Consider the following 17824-nt stretch of genomic DNA (forward strand, 5'->3'; position numbering starts at 1 on the left):
TCGACGCTGATTCTATCCGTCACCTTGAGGGTTCTTTCCGTCGATGCAGGAGTTCTTTCCGTCGCTCTGTGACTTCTAACCTTCTACAACATTTCTAGCAAAAATTCAGACCGCTTGAATTTTCGCTCTTTAATTTACAATCCAATACTTCCTGTTACTTTTTGTTCCCTCAGCTTTCAACGGTAACTTTTGTAGTAATTTATAAGCTGTATTCGGCGAATCTATTGCAAAAAACTCACAAAAGCTTTTATTTGTTAACGTTTCGCCTACTAGCAATCGATAATCTTCAAGCGTTCTAAAAATTGCCTCTTGATCAACTGCTCCGCAACGCTGACAATACCATTTTGGGAAACGATAGTTCATTGTCTGTCCATTTAAACAATTTTCGCATAGCACACCTTTTACTAAATCTCGGACAGGAAGTGCTATTTCTCTTTTGATTGGCCTATGCATGGATAATAATTTAGAAGCAAATTGAAATAGCTTTTCTCCATCCACCGCCGCCTCTTTATGCTGTTGAAATAATTCTCTAACGTAATATCGTAATCCTGATACATGAAAAATTGGTTGCCCCCTTAAACTCTTTGATAAAATAGCATTTTTCGTTGCGAATACGACTGCATAATGAACGGGTATCTTAAGCTGTGACTGTTGTAACATACCCATCATCCACTCCATATGCCGCCTTCCTTGATGAAGTGGATTAGTCATTCCCTCAACATCGCCTTCTGTAGTAGTTCGCGTAAATTGATTAAAAGATTCATCGAAATCTAGAAAGCCTGTTACATTTTTAATTTCGAGTATTAAGATAAATTGAGGGCATAGTAAAACGGTGTCTATTTGATGAGTAGTACCAAAGTGATTAACTATTTGTAAATCATGAAGAAAATAATGCGGATGAGGTAAAATAATTTCAATCCATTCGGCATCTACTCTTTGCTCCCCAGCAAAGCCTGCGTGAATACGCCTCAACTTCTCAAAATAGTTCATGTATTCAGTATGTGTACTAGGTAATCTTCGTATTAAAGCTTCTAAAATTTTGTGCTGCTCCGATTCCTGACGATCTAATAAAATCATTTTTTCTTCCCCCCCTATAACTATTGTATAAAAAAAGAACCTTATTAAAAGAGGTTCCAAAAAACTTGAAATGCCTATAGTACAAATTAAATCTTTCATCAACTTTTTTAGATAGAAAGAACGGAAAATTTCCCACGATTCAGCTCTTGTTAGTATTTTTTTGCTCGCTTTCCGTCGATGTCGGAGTTCTTTCCGTCGCTCTGAGACTTCTTTCCGTCGATGTGACCTCGCTTTCCGTCGCCACTAATTCTATCCGTCGCTTCGGCATTTCTTTCCGTCAATGTCGGAGTTCTTTCCGTCGCTCTGAGACTTCTATCCGTCGATGTGACCTCGCTTTCCGTCGCCGCTAATTTTATCCGTCGCCTCGGGCTCGCTTTCCGTCGATGTCGGAGTTCTTTCCGTCGCTCTGAGACTTCTTTCCGTCGATGGGGCATCGCTTTCCGTCGCCGCTAATTTTATCCGTCGCCTCGGGCTTTCTTCCCGTCGATGTCGGAGTTCTTTCCGTCGCTCTGAGACTTCTTTCCGTCGATGGGGCATCGCTTTCCGTCGCCACTAATTTTATCCGTCCCTTCGGCATTTCTTTCCGTCGATGTCGGAGTTCTTTCCGTCGCTCTGAGACTTCTTTCCGTCGATGAGACCTCACTTTCCGTCGCCACTAATTCTATCCGTCGCTTCGGCATTTCTTTCCGTCGATGTCGGAGTTCTTTCCGTCGCTCTGAGACTTCTATCCGTCGATGAGACCTCGCTTTCCGTCGCCGCTAATTCTTTCCGTCGCTTCGGCATTTCTTTCCGTCGATGTCGCTGTTCTTTCCGTCGCTCTGAGGCTTCTTTCCGTCGATGTGACCTCGCTTTCCGTCGCCGCTAATTTTATCCGTCGCCTCGGGCTTTCTTTCCGTCGATGTCGGAGTTCTTTCCGTCGCTCTGAGACTTCTATCCGTCGATGAGACCTCGCTTTCCGTCGCTCTGAGGCTTCTTTCCGTCGATGAGACTTCTTTCCGTCGATGAGACCTCGCTTTCCGTCGCCACTAATTCTATCCGTCGCTTCGGCATTTCTTTCCGTCGATGTCGGAGTTCTTTCCGTCGCTCTGAGACTTCTTTCCGTCGATGGGGCCTCGCTTTCCGTCGCCGCTAATTTTATCCGTCGCTTCGGCGTTTCTTTCCGTCGATGTCGGAGTTCTTTCCGTCGCTCTGAGACTTCTTTCCGTCGATGGGGCCTCGCTTCCGTCGCCACTAATTCTATCCGTCGCCTCGGGCTTTCTTTCCGTCGATGTCGGAGTTCTTTCCGTCGCTCTGAGACTTCTATCCGTCGATGAGGCCTCGCTTTCCGTAAAGCATTTCAACAAAAAAACAACTGAACAGCCACAGCCATTCAGTCGTTTTTTCGTAGTAAATATAAAAAATAAGGTGCACCTATACATGCGACGACTATACCAGCTGGCACTGTCGCACTTGAAATAGCTACGCGGCCAATTGTATCCGCTAGCATTAGTAAGCTTGCACCGATAAACAATGTAATCGGTAAAAAGAACTGATAGCGCGGTCCGACAAGTTGCTTTGCAATATGGGGAGCCATCAGACCGATAAAGGCAATGCCTCCCGTGACCGATACAGCTGCCGCAGCTAACGCTACAGAGACAACTAATAATTGTAATCGCTCTCGGCCGATATTTAAGCCTAAGCCAACCGCCGTTTGTTCTGTCATCGCCAGTACATTTAACACATTTGCTTTATAAAAAATAAATGGAATGCCTAGCACAAGCCAAGGCATTAAAGCCCAGAAAAATGGCCAATCTGTTCCCCAAATATTGCCTGCAAGCCATTGCGCGATAAATTGTACATCACTACGCTTAGCAGAGGAAATTAATATCATCATTACACCTGATAAGGCAGATGCTACCCCTACTCCGACTAAAATGAGTTGGACCGGATGCACACCTTCATTGCGCTTGTAAGAGAAAAAGTAAATGCAGAGTGCCGTTAATGAAGCGCTACAAAATCCTACCAATGGTAACACATATGCAAAATGAGGCAGATCCCCATTAACAAGGAGATAAAAAAGCGTAATACCCACACCTGCACCTGCATTAATGCCAATAATACCAGGGTCCGCTAAGTCATTACGGGTCACCCCTTGCAAAACCGCACCAGCTAATGCTAACGCCATCCCTGCAGCTGCCAGCACAAACAATCTTGGTAAACGAACAGAGAACAATACGAATGATTCTTTGAAGCTACCGTCTCCCATTAAAATTGGTATTATACGATCAATCGAAACCGAAGCTGCGCCCAGTGAAATACCCATTACAAAAATAACTATGGTTAATAGTATCCAAAGCATTAGCCATCTACGTTGTTTTTTTCGCCCGATATTAAACAATTTGACGACCTCCCTTCCGAACAAGAAGTAAGAAGAACGGAAGGCCGATAATTGAAATAATGGCAACTACCGGTGTTTCATATGGAGCATTAATCATTCTACCTGCAAAATCTGCTGTCACCATCAACCATCCACCGATAATAGCACTCATCGGTAAGACAAATCGATAGTCTGTCCCAACAATTGCACGGACAATATGCGGCACCATTAACCCAACAAATGCTAAATTACCTACTAGCGCAACTGCGGAGCCTGCAAGAATTACAACGACAAACATCATAATTCCTTTAATGACTGCTGTATTTTGCCCTAACCCAACAGCTACTTCTTCATTTAAACTTAAAATGGTTAGCTGACGACTAAATGCAAACGCAACAATTAATCCGACCAAAATAACAGGAGCAATCATTAAAGCTTGCCATGTAGTGCCAATTAAACCACCACTCGTCCACATCGAAACATCTTTTGAAATTTGAAATAATATTCCCGTACCATCTGCTATTGCTTGTAATAAAGCGGATACAGCTGCCCCAGCTAAGACTAACTTTAATGGAGAAAAGCCATTTTTTGTTGAAGCACCAATACCATAGACAACACTCATCCCTACACCTGCACCTACGAAACATGCAAAAATAAGCATATAATACGACGTATTTGGGATAAATGCCATTGTCAATGCAAGTGCTGCATTCGCACCTGCTGTGAGGCCAAGAAGCCCAGGATCCGCTAATGGATTTCTTGTCACTCCTTGCATAATAGCCCCAGCAACTGCGAGTGCACTACCTACAAAAATAGCAGCAATAATACGAGGAAATCGAATTTCACGTAAAATAGCATAATGTTTACCGCCGTCTTGTCCAACAATCGCTTGATAAACATCTTCAATACTCGTATTTGCCGCGCCGACACAAAGTGAGATCGTAACTGTCACTGCTAATAAGATCAGTGCAAGCAATACCTGAAGCCAAAACGGGAATTGTCGAAACTTTATCATTTGCCTTCGCTACTCTCTACTGAAATTATTGTAAAAATTTCTTTTCAAAGAAATCTAGTTGATAGTCTAAAGTGATTGGATCATTAAAGTAAAATTCATTGGCATTCACTTCAAATAAATGACCATTTTTCTCAGCCTCTAAATCTTTAAACCACGCAGCATTTTTAATGGCGCTATCCTCACCTTTAAATGTACTAAAAATCACATAGTCACCCGCATAATCCCCTAATACCTCTTGAGAAATGGCTAAATAACCTGGTTTTAAAGCACCTTCCTTCACTTTCTCAGGCATTTTCAAGCCCATTTCTTGATATAAAATTTCTGTTCCACGACCCCAGTTATCTCCATAAACATACAATTGTTTATTGAACATTTCTGCGACAGTAACCGTTGCATCTTCGCCGATTTTTTCTTTAATTTTCTTACCTGCTTCTGCAGCACGTGTTTTAAAGTCATTTACCCATTCAGTTGCTTCTTTTTCTTTATTAACAACTTTACCGATTTCAATAAATTGCTGTAAATAATCAACCTTACCATACGTAAATAATACAGTTGGTGCGATTTCCGCTAATTTATCCGCATTTTCAATACCATTTAAACCAATTATCAAATCTGGCTCAAGCTCGATAATTTTTTCGATATCCGTATTTTCAACAACTATTGCATCTTTAATATCATTTTGGAAGTTTGGATTATCTTTAGCCCAAGAATCAACGCCTACAACATTAACGCCAAGCTGTAGTAAATCCCCAACAAATGAAGATAACACAACGACACGTTTTGGGTTAGCTGGTACTTCAATAGGACCAGATTCTGATTGATACGTAATCGTTTCTGCAGATGCTTTATCTTTAGAGCCCTCATTCGCCTTCTCTTCTTTATTGCCGCACGCCGCAAGCACTAGTACGACCATCATAACCATTGGTAATAACCACTTTTTCATAAATATATCTCCTTTTACACTGTTTCTAGTAAGTTATATGTAATGCACATTGGTTTATCTGTCCGTGGATCCTTACCAATGACTGCATCAATATTAAACACTTTTGCTAATACTTCAGGTACCATGACTTCCTCTGCAGTACCAAACTTCACAAGGTCTCCTTTTGACAGCGCAACGATAAAATCTGAAAAACGTGCTGCCTGATTTAAATCATGTAGCACCATAACAATTGTGCGTCCCTCTTCTTCGTTAAGCTTGTAAAGTAATTCTAAAACTTCTAACTGATGGGCCATATCTAAATACGTTGTTGGCTCATCTAAAAAAATAATATCGGTATCTTGCGCTAATGCCATCGCAATCCACACCCGTTGACGCTGTCCACCTGATAAGGCATCAACCGTGTTCTGACGAAAGTCATCCGTTTTCGTTACCTTTAAGGCCCAGTCAATCATTTCTTTATCCTTTTGTGATAAATTACCGAAGCCCTTTTGATATGGAAATCGACCGTAGGATACAAGCTCTTCCACTGTTAAACCATGTGCACTTTCCGGGCTTTGTGGCAAGATGGCGAGTTCTTTCGCTAATTCTTTTGTGTTCATCTCGGAAATATTTTGACCATCTAATATGACTTGTCCACTCTTATGTTTCAAAATCCTTGTAATAGCCTTTAAAAGTGTAGATTTACCACAGCCATTGGAACCAATGATGGTTGTTATTTTACCGTCTGGAATTTGTAGTGATAAATCGTGCACAATCGTTTTGTCCTCGTAGCCGATACGAATCGATTCAACTTGTAAACGCACAACATAACCTCTCTTTCCTTTTACTTCTTTCCATGCTATGATAACGATTAATCGATAATGATAATCATTATCACTAAAGTTAGTCTAGTTTTCCTATCAAGTTTTGTCAAATACTTTGTAACTTCTTTCAGCAAATGTCTTGTGTACCGAAAGCGTAGCAACAGGTACAGAAGTCTCCTACCTCTATAGGGGTAATCTGCTGAAAGAAGTTAAAGCCTCTGGAGGATGTCACAGAATCGGAAAGGAGTTCTTTGTGCTTGCACAAAGCCGATTCCGGACGCATTGTTTATCTGTGCGAAAGCAAAGCGACAGCAACAATTATGCCAAAGCAAAATTGATTATTTATTTTTTAAGGATGTGGTGATATAAATGCAACATGTATACGATGTAACAATTATTGGCGGTGGCCCTGCAGGTCTATATAGTGCCTTTTATAGTGGTTTACGAGGATTGAAAACGAAGTTAATTGAGAGTCAACAACAGCTAGGTGGTAAAGTTTTGCTTTATCCTGAGAAGCTAATTTGGGATATTGGCGGTCATCCCCCTGTGTTAGGCGAACAATTTGCAAAACAGTTAATAGCGCAGGCAAAAACGTTTGATCCTTCCATTTTAACAGGTACAAAAATCGATTTTATCGAACGCCAAGATGATATTTTTGTTCTTCATACTACCCAAGGGGAAAAACATTTCTCTAAAACCGTTCTTTTAGCAGTTGGTGGTGGTATTATTAACCCTCAAAAGCTTTCACTTGAAGGTGCAGAAAAATATGAAATGACTAATTTACACTATACAGTGCAGTCTTATCGACACTTTGTGGACAAGGAAATTATTATTTCAGGAGGCGGAAATGCGGCGATTGACTGGGCAGTTGAGCTTAGTCCTATCGCTAAAAATGTAACTGTAGTTTATCGTAAAGATAAGTTATCTGCGCATGAAGCAACAATTCAAGAAGCTTTAGACGCAGGAGTAAATATTGAATGCAATACTAGTATTACAAAACTAACGGCAAATGCTGACAAAACAGCCATCCAATTAGTGACATGTGAAAATACAAAAACAAAGCAAAGCTATACGCGTCAAATCGATGAAATAATTGTTAGTCATGGTTATAACCGCGAAGCATCATTAGCATTGGATCAAACACTGACCATTCCTAAAAAAGATGATTACTACTTCGAAGGAAAAGCAACGGGAGAAACAGCTCAGCCGGGAATTTTTGCAGCAGGTGATATTTTAGCGTTTGAAGGAAAAATCAATCTTCTTCTAGGTACCTTCCAGGATGCAGCCAATGCCGTAAACTCTATTAAAACGTATTTAGAGCCTACTGCCTATCGTCACGGGGTCGTGTCATCACATAATGAAGTGTTTAAAGAGAAAAATCGCTCTATTATTGAAAAGCACTTTATACAAAATAAGCATTAATTGCAATAACCCCTCTTAAGAATTTACGCTTAAGAGGGGATTAATTCAGCTCAAACACAAACAATGTCGCAAGCCTTTCTTGCTAATTTTTATCAGGCAGACTTTACGTTCCATCGAAATAAACTACCTAAAGAATTTTAAAAATGCCCCCATTTGCCTTAACATACCAACTCCATTTGTTATAGTTCCCGCATGGCCCATAATTGTATTTAAATGCTGTGGAAATCTTCCAAATCTAGAAGGTTGGGGTTGTTGATTAGGGTAAAAGAAAGGTTGCTCCCTTCTACCTTGAATAGGAGGGCCAAAACCTTGTCTATGTCTTGGTGGGAATGGTCTCATTCTAGAATTAGGCGGATAAAATGGCATCAATTCACCCCCGATCATATATCTTTTTGCTAGTATACGTCTGTATTTTTTTATTGCTTAGACTATCGGAGAAGTTGCTAAAAAATAATATAAATATGTATGTAAAAATGTTGAAATCCAAAAATCATTATTCTACCTCTTCTACTGCCCATTAATGCGGATTAATTCACCTCTCCTTTCTTTACAGGTTCTTCATGGCAACTTTGTCTCTTACTGGAACCATACTATTTTTAATTTCATATTATACAAAAATACGAATAAAGAAGGGATTCCGATTCAAAATTCAAAATATCTAGATTTTCTGTCCAAATTTGGTGTGGGCGGTGCGCATCCTGGCGGTATTAATCTAACAAAGGAAATATTCAAGGCAGAGAACATTAGCGAAAATCCCTATATTTTGGATGTAGGGTGTGGTACAGGCCAAACCGCTGCCTATTTGGCGGAGACATATGAAGCAAAAGTAACAGGTATTGATATCAATCCTGAAATGGTCGCTAAGGCTAAAAAGAGAATGAAAAAAAATCGCTTACCCGTAAAAATAATGCAATGCTCTATCGAACAAGTACCATTACCTGATCGTACATTTGATTTTATTATTTCTGAATCTGTTCTTTCTTTTGTCAATAAACCTAATGCCTTAAAAGAAATTTTTCGTTTATTAAAGCATGGCGGTCGGTTTATTGCCATTGAATTTACTATTCATCAACCACTTGAAGAAAAAATTGAAAAGGAAATCATGCAGTTTTATGGATTTGATTCTTGTTCAATGAAAAAGGATTGGGTAGCTTTCTTTAACCAGGCAGGTTTTAAAAATATTCGTATACAAAAAAATAAATCAATCTTCTCCATTCCTGAACTTCATTATTCGAAGGATATTGCACCTGAACTTTATGAGGTAATGGATAAACATTTCGATATGAACTTAAAGTATGAAGGGCTTTTAGACTATAGGATTTATTCATGTACTAAATAGTGTAAGGATGGAATTCAACTTGAAAGCATACTTCTTAACTGCTATGTAAATGAAAAAGAGCAGCAGACTCGTTCAACGACAAATCTCTTACTCCATATCCATTCTGTCCAACAATTTATAGCGGGAAATTAATCCTCTGTGTCATTTCCCGCTCCTTCTTATTTTCTAGCCCCCACTAAAAATATTCCATTTAGAAAAAGAGCAAGATTTCCTCCTTAGTCATTCGTTTGCATATATTTCTCTTCATTAATCGTCACTGCATGAATGCCCTCAATAAAAGTATTGATTAAGATTAAAAAGCTCTTATTGATATCGAGGGGCATTCCAAATCCTCCCATCTGTTCAATAGAAGTGAATCCATGTAGAATGCTTCGTAATCCCCTGACCATATGGATCGCTATTTCTTCTTGCAATTTATAGCCATCTAGCACTTGAAGTACAAGTTGCACGACAGATTCTTGGGCTTGCTTTAGTTCTTGATCATTAGCGTCTGGAAAGCGAGTGCTAGCATCATACAACCCCGGATGCTCTCTAACAAGTTGAAGATATGCTTTACTAATTGCACGAATGGCGTCATCACCTGAACGTCCTACTGCAGCTTGTTGCATATATTCATGTAGTTTTTTTACTCCTTGAATAGCTAATTTCTGTTTCAATTCATTTAATCCATCAAGATGATTATACAAGGAAGGTGGCCGTATTTCCAATTTTTCCGCTAATAGTCCAATTGAAAGTTGGTCCAATCCTTGTTCATCAACTAGCTCCGTTGCCTTTTGTAAAATAACCGATAAATCTATTTTCATTCGACGGGACATTTTTTTCACTTCCTATTTTGATTGTCTAAAATTTTTTTCTGCTTCTGCGATAGCTATGTCCAGAAGTTCCTGTGGTTGCTTCAACATCTTTCCGTGCCCAACAGCAAGTAAGCTTGGATGTAAATCCCTTAATTTTTTTGCGCTTATTAGAGCTGTGCTTTTATCCCATGTTGCAAGAGCAGGAAATGGAAACAACGGATTCATCACTCCCGTTACTACTAGTCTTCCTCTAGTTACAAGGGCATCACCAGCGATCAAACTTCTATTGCGCGTGTCAAAAAGAGTGATGGAACCGGGTGTATGACCTGGAGTTGCAATCACTTCTAATGAACCAACTCGATCACCTTCTTCAAGTAATAAGTCCGGTTTAGTTTTAATATTTTTTGGAAGACTTCCCCGAATTGGTGTGTTTTTTTCATTTGGTAGCAAGGTACTATTCCCTTCCAATAACAGAGCATCTCTGGAAGAAATGCATACCTGACTATCTGGTAATAATTCTTTTAATGTGTCTAGCGCTCCTATATGATCACCATGTGCGTGAGTAATGATGATTTTTGTAATCGGTTTACCAATACTTTTAGCAGCTTTTATTATACTTTTTGCACTATATGGTAGTGCTGCATCGATAAGTGTAAGTTCGCTTTCTTCTTCTACAAAATAACAATTAACAGGAAAAATTCTCGGCATAAATGACAATTGATACACTGTGCCAATCTTCGTCATTTTCATTCTAAATCAAATCCCCTTCACAAACTAATCGTAATATTATTTTAACTAATCATATTAGTTTTCGCAATATTTAAATTAAAATTATTTAAGCCCTAATTTATGGTAACGGCTTTTAATACCAAATCATCGCTAGTTTTGATACACAAAAAAATGACACCTGTCATAAAGAACCTTTGACTGGTGTGAATATGTTTTTTCCTTGCATTTTCTTATCATTATTGTAAGAAAACAAAGAAAGAGTGATTTTATGATGAAGGTTCAACAAAGATTACCCCTAATCGATCTGTTACGAGGCTTTGCTGTATTAGGGACACTTGGTACGAATATTTGGATTTTTGCTAATCTAGGGGATATTTCGTATATCACAACGAGTAATTATTCAGGTTGGTGGTCATTGAACGACTTTTTACGAATGACAGTGTTATTTTTCGTAAACGGTAAACTTCTTGGTTTATTAACAATCATGTTTGGTGTAGGTCTAGAATTAAAATATCAGCAAGCCTTACGAAAAGGAAATGCTTGGCCTGGAATGTACATTTGGACGATAGTATTTTTATTTATGGAAGGTTTTATCCACTTCACTTTAGTCATGGAATACGATATTTTAATGAGCTATGCTGTGACAGCCGTCATCGTTGCCTTTATCGTTAAATTTGGTGATAAAGCGATTAAACGTGCTTTATACGTTTTTGGTAGTTTCCATGCACTAATGATTCTTCTAATTTTAGTCAGCGCATTGCTAGGTGCCAATGCTTCCATTACTGGACTCGACCCTGTTGTTAGTCTTTATGAATATGGTACTTGGTTTGAGCAAATACAATATCGTTTAACACATTTTCTTTATTATAGAACGGAAGCTATTTTTATTATCCCAATGAATATCTTTTTATTTTTACTTGGCGTTAAGCTGATGAGAAATGGTGTATTTTCGCAAAATGACAAAGGACGTCAGGCGCGTCAAAAGCTATTCAAAATCGGTATTTTTATTGGGATACCTTTAAATTTCCTAATCTTTATTCCTGGTGGAGCATTTGATTTACCTGTTCGTTATTTATTTGCACCAATCTTATCCATTGGTTATATTGGTATATTAGGGAAAATGATAGAATATAAGAAGCTTGATTGGTTATGGAAGAGATTTGGCGAGATTGGGAAAATGTCTTTAAGTTGCTATGTACTGCAAAATGTTATTGCATCTATTATTTTCTATGGCTGGGGCTTAGGTTTAGGTGGAAAATTGAATAGTATTGAAGTGATCGGTATTTGGCTAACCCTCTCCCTTCTACAACTTTTCATTGCACATCTTTGTATCAAGCATTTTCATGTTGGGCCAATGGAATGGATTCGGAAACATGCCATTCAAAGTGTCACACAGAAATAATCGACAAGGGTTGGTGTGAACTATAAAGATTTATCCAAGAGACCAGGTAAAGTACTATTTAATTATCGATGTTGTATCGCTTGTTTTTTTATTTACAATGGTATTAAGTTCGAATTCTCAATTACCTTTAATGGCTAAAATAATTATCCTTACGTCATTTTTAGTAGCCTTCTATATTGCTTTATGGTTTAAAGATTGGCGTTTACTGTTAGCTTCTTTACTTGGCTTTACGCTTATTATTATACTGGGTATTTATGAAGGATCTACTATGTTATTATTTGGATTTACATTTGCTGATTTAATTGGGCGAGCTAAAAAGAAATGGCATATTGCTATAGGAATGATTGCCATTGCCTTAATGTTTTTTATCGTTATTTGGTTTGAATCAGGAGCATCTCTGAAATTAGAAACCGCAGTTTTAATACCCATTATGATCATTCAGTTACTGTTTCCAATGCTCATTTACTACGTAGAAAAGTCCAAAAAATTACAATCGGAATTAACAGTGGTAAATACCCAGCTTGTTCAGCAAGAAGAAAGACAACGTATCGCGAGAGACCTCCACGATACGCTTGGTCATACATTGACTATGATTAAAATAAAAACCGAACTAACATCAAAATTAGTCGATAAAGATACAATGCGTGTGAAAGATGAGCTAAATGATATTTTAGCAACAACACGAACAGCACTAAAGCAAGTAAGAGAATTAGTTTCCGATATGAATTTTATTTCGTTAGAAAGTGAGCTTATTCATTGTAAACAGCATTTACAAACAGCGGATATTTCCATAAAAATAAAAAATAATTGTCCAAAGCTGCTACTAGCTAGTGTGGAAGAAACGATGCTGTCCTTATGTCTACGGGAAGCAACTACAAATATTATTAAACATAGCCAAGCAAAAAAATGCCAAATAGATATTAACTATTTAAATGGAATTTTAAAGATAAATGTTGTGGACGATGGTGTCGGCTTACATAACCAAGGGCATGGGAATGGACTATCTTCGATGAAAGAGCGAATGAATGCTCTTCAAGGAAATGCTTCCATTGACAATTTACCGACAGGCGGAACGATTGTGACGTTAACACTGCCTATCCAGCACTATAAAAAGGAGCCAACTACATGATACGAGTATTACTAGCAGAGGATCAACAAATGTTACGTGGCGCCTTGACTTCCTTGTTGTCATTTGAGCCTGATATAGAAGTGATCGCAGAAGTTTCAGATGGTCAAACAGCGTGGGAATATATTCAACAAGAGCTACCCGATGTTTGTGTATTGGACATCGAAATGCCGAATCTTTCTGGTCTTGATCTTGCTGAAAAAATTAGACAGAAAAATTTACCGTGCAAGGTCATGATTGTCACTACTTTCGCACGGCCTGGTTATTTACAGAAAGCGATGGATTGTGAGGTACATGGTTATTTATTAAAAGATGAACCGATCGACTATTTAATTGAAACAATAAGAAAAGTGATGAAAGGTGAAAAGGTCGTCAGCAGAGATTTAGCTGCTACGTTGTTTATGAAGGAACAGAATCCACTAAATGAACGTGAAATTGCTGTTCTGCAGCTTGTAAAAGAAGGACTCACAACAAATGAGATTAGTAAAAAGTTATTTTTAACGAAAGGCACTATTCGAAACTATTTATCTACCTCTATTCAAAAACTACATGTCGAGTCTAGACAACAAGCTGCTCAAGTTGCGAGTGATAAAGGTTGGCTCTAGAAAAAGAAAAGCGATACGGTATTCCTTATCTATAAAGGATACAGTATCGCTTTTCTTCAGGCGTGTTGATTAGGAAAAAATAAGTTTATTATTGAGCGATAAAAGGATTTTTTCGTTACCGATTTGCCAATATATTTCCATTTTAACTGATTGTAGCGTAGGGCTACTCGACTCCCGCGGGAAAGCGAGACAGACGAGACCCTGCACGGAGCGAAGCGGAGGAAGCGGCTCGACGCTCGCCCGCAGGAAGCTTTGCTCTGTGCGAAAGCGAAGCGTCAGCAACAAAGCGAGTAGCCCGTAGCGGAAATCAGCCTCTTTGGATGTATAAAAATGGTTAATCAACACACCTGGCTTTTCTTTTTAATTAACTTCTTCTTTTGCTGATTTATTTTTAGTCACCAAATTAATGATGATTTCAACGAGTACGACAGCAATTAATGAAAGCCCAAATAGTGGCATCAGTATCCCTAAAATTATCATGAAAATGATAAATGGAATGGATACCTTTTGAGAGATTTTAGGTGGTGCAGATAGCATACCTTGTTTCTTTCGTAATAGCCATGTTCTAACTCCCCAAGCAATAACTACTAAAAATGCTAGACATACTAGTAAATTGATTAATTTATTTGGCCAGCCAAACAAGTGACCTTCATGCAATGGAATTCCCCATGTGAACCATTTGGCAAGAATGCCATAGTCCTCATATCCGACCTTGTCTATATATTTTCCGCTATACTGATCAAAATACATTGTCGTTTCATCATACGGACTAACATCAAGACCTGTGACACCTGTGTTACTAGATTTTGCAACTGTATAGACACCGACTTCACTAGCAGGATAAATAATCGCATACGGTTTTGATATATTCATTGCATCAATTTCATGTTGTAGCTTTTCCACACTTAGTTGGTAAGGGTTAGCAGCACAGAGCATATTGTCTCCCATACCGTGATGTGCAGCATGTCCAGAATCTGATGTAGGTGGGGTTTCTTGACGAGTAGCCCAAGGAATCTCACTTACATTAGATGTAGGCGGCTGTTGCTGTAATAATGGCGTGCCGAAAGAAGGATGATCTTGTGAAGCTTGATAAATATATTTCCCCATAAACGCAGACCATGGTAAGCCTGTGAAAATAATTACAAGCATTGGAATCGTAATAATTGTCCCAATAAGAGCATGAAATTTTCTACTTTTTTGACGTGTGTTTGTCTGCTTTGTTTTCTTTAGTATTTTTGCTTTAAACGTCATGTAAATGCCTGAAAGTAGTAAAAAAACAGCCCAGCACGCCGCTAATTCTACTAAATAATTGACAACCGTCCCCCCAATAAATAAGGAACTATGGACATTTCTCATAATATTTGAAAATGTGTAATCAGCATCCTGACCACCGATAATTTGGTTATGATCATCTAGGAACACATATTTCTCTTTGCCATCTGCATTCTTCATCGATAAACGAGTATTGTATGGCTCTTCTAACTCTATAATTTTATTTGTTTTATAGCCAGCATATGATTCTTCTGCAAGTTTAACAGCATCATCAATAGATTGTACCTCGGTCTTTCCACTTTCACCAAAAAAGTATTTATCATATAACTGATTTTCCACATCAGTATAAAATAAATAACCAATACCACTAAGTGTGAGTGAAATAAGAAGTGGAGTTATAAATAATGCGGCATAAAAGTGCGTTCGCCAAAAGCTCTGGTAAAGCTTGTTCTTCATGTCTAATTCTCCAATCTATCATAATCAATTTCGCCTTGGCGTAATTCCGTGACATCCGCCGGAGGCATCATCTTCATTCAGTAGGTGTTTACTGAATGAAGATAAGCGCAAAATTATTATATAGTTTAAAAGTGAAATAAGTATGAAGTCCTAGAGATTTTTTCATGACATATATATATGTATTCCTATGGATATAATTAGGTTATAGAAACAAAATAGATTGTTTTCATTAAAAAAAGCTACTTAATGTCCCATAAAGGGATGAACATTAAGAGCCTTTTAACTTTGGTGAAACTAATAATCAGTGGGGATAATGCTCCCCACTGATTAAAGTTTTACTTTATCCAATTAGTTCTTTCATTACATTCGTATAAGCTGTTAAAATATCATTTTTATGAACAGCATCCTGCCCTACATACTGTTCAACTAGCTCCTTTAATGTATGAGAATTACTTGTATATAGTTTCTCCATAACTTCATATTTTAACAGACTTTCATAATACTCGATTACTTGTGGATTCATGTGTACCACTCCTTCAATTTTAGCATTAAAAAAACATCTTTCCTTCATCAGAAAGATGTCTACTATGACAAATACACGACATAATACGGTGATTGACATGGCGAAAAAAGCTTTCTATTCGTAGAAGCTACCTTTTTTGCAATCATCGTACTATGAGCATGCTGGAAAATTTCTCTAGTCACACTCAACACCCCCTATCCTCGTAGGTTTTTTGGTTGTACTAGATAAAGGCAGGTCTCCTGGCTTATGTTCATCACACCTTTCACCTTCCCATTACAATGCGTAACAGTGGTCCTTTGAAACGTGCTCACATTTACAGTTGCGGGACAGCGTCGGATTTGCACCGATCTTCCCTTTTAAACAAATCGAATTTATGATTTGTACCTCTATCTTATTATTCCGTTTTTATTATTATACCGTAGTGGTTTGTGTACATTGTCACTATCCTAATCGATTATAAATATCGATTGTAATGGAGTCAATTTTAAAGTCAATTCAGCCATTTTAGAAAACTTGTAATACCATTTTTACATTCATCCTTATGTACCGCTACAATTTGGCTTGCATTCAATTTGATCATTATACAGGGATTTTTCTGCATAAAATTGCACTTATTATTGGATAGACTTCTTGGAAATTTATCCTTGTCGCGTCGTTCTGGGAAATAGTTAATCACATTCGTTGTACACTTACCATTTATCTACCAACTCATACTTTGCCATATTAGATAAAATTTTCAGTCAGTAAAATAGACATTATGCAACCATAATAAAAGACATTCGTCTCTAAATCGAGGTGATTTTGTGAAAAAATGGTTAATCACGTTATTTGTAGCAATTATATTATTGTTTTCAGGATGTACTTTACTAATTAATAGTCTACTCCCAAATGAATATGAGGTACTCGAAAGTAATTGGAACATTTATTTACCTAAAGCAGATGAGATAAAAAATTTACTCACAACAGAAGCTAATTTTCTCGGTGATGGAGAATGGTTTGCTTTGTTCGATTATTCAAAACCGATTGATTTTAGTAATACAGGCTTTATAAAAGTTACTTCCAATGAAATATCTGTTGCAAATAACCGAATAGCGCAATTCAAAAAAAGAACAATTGATATTCGTCAAAATGCTAAAGAAATTGTTGATATATTTAATCAATATGATGTAGAAGCAGAAGTTGGCGACTATTATTACTACGGTGAACACAATAATGGAAATGATTTTATTATTTTATTATATAAAGTCGAATTACATCAGTTATATAAATATGAATGGCATCAATAAGGAAACGATCAGTAGCCTTTCAACAATAACCCATTCATTTGAATTGGAAGATAATTCAGTACGCTATTCACGTAATTTCTTAGGTAATAAAAAAGGGATTCTGTATCAGGATCAAAGCCCTGACCGTATCCCTAATTTTTCGAAAACCTTTTTTCAATGGCTTGCATTTATAGTTGAAATAGTAAATTTTTGTAGATATTCAGAACTAATACTATATGAAACAACTTTCTCCTTGTACTTCTTGACTACATCAACGTGATTGTCGTAACTAAAAACAAAGAAATGAACATCTTTTTTACCTCTTTTTACGTTCATGATAAATGGAGTAACATTAGTCTCTGGCTGTAAAAATAATTTTTCATTACCTGGAAATATATAATGTTTTTTTAAAAAAGAAGCTTTATTAAAATTGTCTGTAAATCTATTTTTTTCTTCCTCTTCTAAATTCATTCCATTAAATGTTACCGTAACATCTTTTGAATTAAGTTTTTTATGAAGTTCAAATTTACTTACCCCCCATCCCACAGCTATACTGGGAGGGCTCATTAACAATTTAATAATAGATCCAATCACTATCGTCATAATCAAACTCGTTGTCATCTCATATCAACTCTTTCAGAAATTTTATCATTTTAGTAGCAATTACTATATTATTACCTACATTGCACATTGTTTC

General features: G+C 37.5%; 16 protein-coding genes and 1 riboswitch. Of the genes, 6 read left to right on the forward strand and 10 right to left on the reverse strand.

Going from position 1 to position 17824, the window contains the following annotated elements; genetic code table 11:
- Positions 1–129: 129 nt before the first annotated feature.
- The 5 genes from AMS59_RS02810 to AMS59_RS02840 form a co-directional block, all read right to left on the reverse strand.
- Positions 130–1077: a nuclease-related domain-containing protein gene (locus tag AMS59_RS02810; protein WP_053482243.1), complete on the reverse strand. Its 948-nt coding sequence runs from the start codon at positions 1075–1077 to the stop codon at positions 130–132.
- Positions 1078–2446: 1369 nt separating this feature from the next.
- Complete coding sequence (locus AMS59_RS02825) at positions 2447–3415, reverse strand: iron ABC transporter permease (RefSeq protein ID WP_053482768.1); 969 nt, start codon at positions 3413–3415, stop codon at positions 2447–2449.
- Positions 3416–3446: 31 nt separating this feature from the next.
- Positions 3447–4448 carry an iron ABC transporter permease gene (locus tag AMS59_RS02830; protein ID WP_053482246.1) on the reverse strand — a complete coding sequence of 334 codons (1002 nt, stop codon included), beginning with the start codon at positions 4446–4448 and terminating at the stop codon, positions 3447–3449.
- Positions 4449–4473: 25 nt separating this feature from the next.
- Positions 4474–5391: an iron-hydroxamate ABC transporter substrate-binding protein gene (locus AMS59_RS02835; protein ID WP_053482247.1), complete on the reverse strand. Its 918-nt coding sequence runs from the start codon at positions 5389–5391 to the stop codon at positions 4474–4476.
- Positions 5392–5405: 14 nt separating this feature from the next.
- Positions 5406–6194 (reverse strand): ABC transporter ATP-binding protein, encoded by a 789-nt coding sequence (locus AMS59_RS02840; RefSeq protein WP_053482248.1) that lies wholly within the window; start codon positions 6192–6194, stop codon positions 5406–5408.
- A gap of 369 nt (positions 6195–6563) precedes the next feature.
- Here AMS59_RS02840 and AMS59_RS02845 point away from each other — a divergent pair, with 369 nt between their 5' ends.
- Both AMS59_RS02845 and AMS59_RS02855 read left to right on the forward strand, forming a co-directional pair.
- Positions 6564–7616: an NAD(P)/FAD-dependent oxidoreductase gene (locus tag AMS59_RS02845; protein ID WP_053482249.1), complete on the forward strand. Its 1053-nt coding sequence runs from the start codon at positions 6564–6566 to the stop codon at positions 7614–7616.
- Between the two features lie 520 nt (positions 7617–8136).
- Positions 8137–8955, forward strand: a complete 819-nt coding sequence (locus tag AMS59_RS02855; RefSeq protein ID WP_082337360.1) for a class I SAM-dependent methyltransferase — start codon at positions 8137–8139, stop codon at positions 8953–8955.
- A gap of 215 nt (positions 8956–9170) precedes the next feature.
- Here AMS59_RS02855 and AMS59_RS02860 read toward each other — a convergent pair whose 3' ends face one another.
- A complete protein-coding gene (locus AMS59_RS02860; protein ID WP_053482251.1) occupies positions 9171–9770 on the reverse strand; it encodes a TetR/AcrR family transcriptional regulator in 600 nt (199 codons plus the stop codon).
- A 12-nt stretch (positions 9771–9782) separates the two neighbouring features.
- Complete coding sequence (locus tag AMS59_RS02865) at positions 9783–10499, reverse strand: MBL fold metallo-hydrolase (RefSeq protein ID WP_053482252.1); 717 nt, start codon at positions 10497–10499, stop codon at positions 9783–9785.
- A gap of 250 nt (positions 10500–10749) precedes the next feature.
- Here AMS59_RS02865 and AMS59_RS02870 point away from each other — a divergent pair, with 250 nt between their 5' ends.
- From AMS59_RS02870 to AMS59_RS02880, 3 genes are all read left to right on the forward strand, one after another.
- Positions 10750–11880 carry a DUF418 domain-containing protein gene (locus AMS59_RS02870; protein WP_053482770.1) on the forward strand — a complete coding sequence of 377 codons (1131 nt, stop codon included), beginning with the start codon at positions 10750–10752 and terminating at the stop codon, positions 11878–11880.
- A 130-nt stretch (positions 11881–12010) separates the two neighbouring features.
- The gene (locus tag AMS59_RS02875; protein ID WP_234007664.1) at positions 12011–13009 is read left to right on the forward strand and encodes a sensor histidine kinase; all 999 of its coding nucleotides are present in this window, start codon (positions 12011–12013) and stop codon (positions 13007–13009) included.
- Positions 13006–13611, forward strand: a complete 606-nt coding sequence (locus tag AMS59_RS02880) for a response regulator transcription factor (RefSeq protein WP_053482254.1) — start codon at positions 13006–13008, stop codon at positions 13609–13611. The genes AMS59_RS02875 and AMS59_RS02880 overlap by 4 nt, the downstream gene beginning before the upstream one ends.
- Before the next feature lie 360 nt (positions 13612–13971).
- Here AMS59_RS02880 and AMS59_RS02885 read toward each other — a convergent pair whose 3' ends face one another.
- Positions 13972–15339: a PepSY domain-containing protein gene (locus AMS59_RS02885; RefSeq protein WP_053482255.1), complete on the reverse strand. Its 1368-nt coding sequence runs from the start codon at positions 15337–15339 to the stop codon at positions 13972–13974.
- Between the two features lie 340 nt (positions 15340–15679).
- The gene (locus AMS59_RS02890; protein ID WP_053482256.1) at positions 15680–15862 is read right to left on the reverse strand and encodes a hypothetical protein; all 183 of its coding nucleotides are present in this window, start codon (positions 15860–15862) and stop codon (positions 15680–15682) included.
- A gap of 211 nt (positions 15863–16073) precedes the next feature.
- Positions 16074–16265: riboswitch (cobalamin riboswitch) on the reverse strand.
- A gap of 400 nt (positions 16266–16665) precedes the next feature.
- Here AMS59_RS02890 and AMS59_RS02895 point away from each other — a divergent pair.
- Positions 16666–17148, forward strand: coding sequence for a hypothetical protein (locus tag AMS59_RS02895; protein WP_053482257.1), 483 nt, complete (start codon positions 16666–16668; stop codon positions 17146–17148).
- A gap of 153 nt (positions 17149–17301) precedes the next feature.
- On the opposite strand, the gene AMS59_RS02900 is transcribed toward AMS59_RS02895, so the two are convergent.
- Positions 17302–17748 (reverse strand): YfmQ family protein, encoded by a 447-nt coding sequence (locus tag AMS59_RS02900; protein WP_053482258.1) that lies wholly within the window; start codon positions 17746–17748, stop codon positions 17302–17304.
- Positions 17749–17824: the final 76 nt, after the last annotated feature.

The sequence above is a fragment of the Lysinibacillus sp. FJAT-14745 genome, assembly GCF_001275675.1.
GTDB lineage: Bacteria > Bacillota > Bacilli > Bacillales_A > Planococcaceae > Lysinibacillus.